The 3,472-nt window shown below is 65.8% G+C and carries 3 protein-coding genes and 1 pseudogene; 3 read left to right on the top strand and 1 reads right to left on the bottom strand.

Annotation, left to right across the window (positions count from 1 at the left end; translation table 11 throughout):
* Positions 1-322: pseudogene (locus EN780_RS30035) on the top strand (SAM-dependent methyltransferase); the annotation flags it as partial.
* Here the strand turns inward: EN780_RS30035 and EN780_RS30040 are convergent.
* Positions 323-1,702 (bottom strand): serine hydrolase, encoded by a 1,380-nt coding sequence (locus tag EN780_RS30040; RefSeq protein WP_128276102.1) that lies wholly within the window; start codon positions 1,700-1,702, stop codon positions 323-325.
* A 223-nt stretch (positions 1,703-1,925) separates the two neighbouring features.
* Between EN780_RS30040 and EN780_RS30045 the strand changes: the two genes are divergently transcribed.
* Complete coding sequence (locus EN780_RS30045) at positions 1,926-2,720, top strand: GH25 family lysozyme (protein ID WP_127285026.1); 795 nt, start codon at positions 1,926-1,928, stop codon at positions 2,718-2,720.
* Positions 2,721-2,899: 179 nt separating this feature from the next.
* The coding region (locus EN780_RS30050; protein WP_189556855.1) for a lytic transglycosylase domain-containing protein at positions 2,900-3,472 on the top strand (573 nt) is incomplete at its 3' end.

Raw genomic sequence — 3,472 nt, forward strand, 5'->3', positions numbered from 1 at the left:
GTTTGGCGTCGCGCGTTTCGACCGCGTCTTCGTGTCTTATTCACTGTCGATGATCCCCGGCTGGGAAAAGACAGTTTCCGAGGCGCTCGCCGCCCTGGCGCCTGGCAATTCGCTGCATGTCGTCGATTTCGGCCAGCAGGAGGGCCTGCCGCGCTGGTTCCGCGCGCTGCTGCGCGGCTGGCTCAAGAAATTCCACGTCACGCCGCGTGAGACGCTGCGCGAAGTCCTGGAATCGGAATCTCGGCGAACCGGCGCAAGCTTCCATTTCAGAACGCTTTATCGCGGCTACGCCTGGCTTGGGGTGATCGGCGCAGCCAAGTAGTCAGTGCAGCGCCTTGACCAGCGCTCCCAGCATCGCCTGCGGTCGATAGCCAAGCTTGGCCGGCGTCAGGCCAAGCCGCACCACCACCAACTGCTCCGACGGAATGATGGCGACCGTCTGCCCGTCATGGCCTTCCATCCAGTAGGTGTCCTCGGGCAGGCCGGCCGCAGCGCCGGCTCCGGGGTTCTCCTCATCGCCCGGCCCTTCGATCCATACCTGGCCCTTGCCGTAGACCTTCGAGGCCGCCGCCGGCTCCCGCATCCAGTCGACGAAGCCGGCGGGCAGCACCTGATTGCCGTTCCAGGCCCCGCCCTGCAGCAGGAACTGGCCGAAGCGCGCCCAGTCCTGCGCCGTGGCGTAGAGATAGGACGAGCCGACAAAGCTGCCCTGCTCGTCGGTCTCGAGCACGGCGCTGTGCATGCCGATCGGCTCGAACAGCGCCGTCCGCGGCCAGGTTAGCGCCTTCGCCTTGTCGCCGATGGCGTCCTGCCACAGCCGCGACAGCATCACCGCCGTGCCGCTCGAATAGGAAAACACCTTGCCCACCTCGCCCGTCAGCGGCTTGGCTTCGGCGAAGCCGGCCATGTCAGGTTCGAGATAGAGCATGCGCGTCACATCGGCGACGTCGCCGTAATCCTCGTTGAACTCCAGCCCGCTCGACATCGCCATCAGGTCGGCAAGGCTGATGGCGGCGCGGCCGTCCGCCTTCCAAGGCGCGAACAGGCCCTTGTTGTCGATCGCCATCTTGCCGTCCTTGACGAGCGTGCCGACGATCGCGGCATTGACCGTCTTGGTCATCGACCAGCCGAGCAGCGGCGTCTTTCCCGAAAAGCCCTCGCCATAGCGCTCGGCGACGATATGGCCGTTCTTCACCACGACCACGGCGCGCATGCCGGCGCCGGCCATCGCCGCATCGTCGACGATTTTCGCGATCGCTGGATTCTGCGAGGCGTCGACCCGTTCGCCCTCCGGCCACAGCGCATCCTGCCTGGTGGCGGCCGGCTCGGCGTAGATCGCCGTCTGCCTCGCCTTGCCGGTGTTGCCGTCCGGGACCGCGGCGCAGCCCAGTCCGTCGCGCGCGACGGCGACACTTTTGCCGAGCACGCCGAACAGGCCTGCCGACACCATGCCGCGTTCCTTGTCGACCGACACCTTCATCAGCCTGAGCAGCGGATGGCCCGGCGCCTGGACGTCGACGGCGAGCACCTCGTTGGCGTCGCGCCCGGCGATGAAGACGTTCGAGCACACGATCTTGGCCGAATAGCCGGAACCGACGCGGATCAATTCGGGCGGCGCGACATAGAGCCAGGCGACCAGCGCGACTATCGCCAGCACGACCAGGCCGAACAGCCATTTGACGATCTTGACGACGATCCGCATCTCACCCCCTGCGTGTGGCGCCCGATTTATGCCATCGATTTGCCGCCATTGCTGCCTCAAAATCGCGGCTGTTGTCGAGCGCCGTCAACCGAATATCAACCATGATCGGCGATCAACGGAGAGGGCTGGACGATCCTGTGGGGCGATCGTCCGGCGGGCCTTGCAAAGGGGGCCATCTGCAACGACCCATCAGCGGCCGGCTGAACCCGGCTCAGGAGTAGCGATGCGCCGTCTTGCGGCTCTCATCATGCTGACGCTGCTGGGCGCCTGCTCGACCGTCGACGACCTCACGCCGGTGATGTCCTCGAGCAGTCCGATGGTTGCGGTGCGCGCGCCGCGCTTCGAGGACTCCAAGCCGCACGAGTGGGACAGCGGCGCGCCGTGGAACTACGCCATCCACGGCACCGATGTCTCCAAATACCAGACATCCGTGGACTGGCCGGCGGCCAAGGCGAGCGGCATTTCCTTCGCGTTCATCAAGGCGACCGAAGGCGGCGACCGCTTCGACGAGTATTTCAACGAGCATTGGGCGCGCACCAAGGCCTCGGCGATTCCGCGCGCCGCCTATCATTTCTTCTATTTCTGCACGCCCGCCGCCACCCAGGCGCGCTGGTTCATCGCCAATGTCCCGAAAGACCGTTCCGCGATGCCGCCGGTGCTGGACATGGAATGGAACCCGAAATCGCCGACCTGCCGGCTGCGTCCCGACCCGGCCACCGTGCGCGCGGAAATGACGACTTTCCTCGAAATGGTCGAGCGGCACTACGGCAAGAAGCCGATCATCTACACCTCGATCGACTTCTTCGACGACAACGGCCTGGCGAACTTCCGCGGCTACCCTTACTGGCTGCGCTCGGTCGCCGGCCATCCGCGCCAGAAGTACGGCAGCCACCCCTTCACCTTCTGGCAATATACCGGAACCGGCATCGTTCCGGGCATGACCGGCAAATCCGATATCAACGTTTTCAACGGCTCGGAAGCCGCCTGGAACAGGTGGCTGCGGCAGAACACCCGTTGACATAAGCCGTCCTGCCTGCTTTTCGACACGACCAGCGGCGATGTATTGAGCTGCTGGCAGTCCGGAGCGGCGTACCAGGCGGGTGCCCGAGGACGCTCCTGAGCTTTGAATTCACGCATGGTCCTGGCCAGAACCGGTTCGGGTTCGGCGGGGCGTGCGCCGGTTTCGAAAGGGAAGCGATGCGATTGCGTGTTGAAATCTTGGCGGCGCTGTTTGTCGGCGCTCTTGCCTGGCCGGCGGCGGCGCAGGAGTGCGGGGACGATTTCAACACCTGGAAACAGGGCGTGGCGGCGGAAGCCAAGGCGGCCGGCGTCGGCGCCGTCGGCCTGAGCGCGCTGGAACAGGCGAGCCTCGACGACAAGGTCCTGGCGCGCGACCGCGCCCAGGGCGTCTTCACTCAGACCTTCACCGAATTCTCCAACCGCATGATCTCGACCTACCGCCTGAAGCAGGGCGCGGCCAATCTGAAGAAATACGCCGACGTCTTCGCCCGCGCCGACCAGGAATTCGGCGTCCAGGCGCCCGTCATCGCCGCCTTCTGGGCGCTCGAGACCGACTTCGGCGCCGTCCAGGGCGATTTCCACACGCTGAGCGCGCTGGTGACGCTCTCGCATGACTGCCGCCGGCCGCAGCTTTTCCGCCCCCAGCTCGTGCCTTTGCTGACGCTGATCGATCGCGGCGTGCTGCCGGCCGACGTGACCGGCGCCTGGGCCGGCGAGATCGGCCAGACGCAGATCCTGCCGACCGACTAC

The sequence above is a fragment of the Mesorhizobium sp. M4B.F.Ca.ET.089.01.1.1 genome, from assembly GCF_004022605.1.
Lineage (GTDB): Bacteria > Pseudomonadota > Alphaproteobacteria > Rhizobiales > Rhizobiaceae > Mesorhizobium > Mesorhizobium abyssinicae.

Bases quoted from the DNA above. Each gene is read 5' to 3' on its own strand.
- EN780_RS30040 (WP_128276102.1), bottom strand. From the start codon at position 1,702: ATGCGGATCGTCGTCAAGATCGTCAAATGGCTGTTCGGCCTGGTCGTG.
- EN780_RS30045 (WP_127285026.1), top strand. From the start codon at position 1,926: ATGCGCCGTCTTGCGGCTCTCATCATGCTGACGCTGCTGGGCGCCTGC.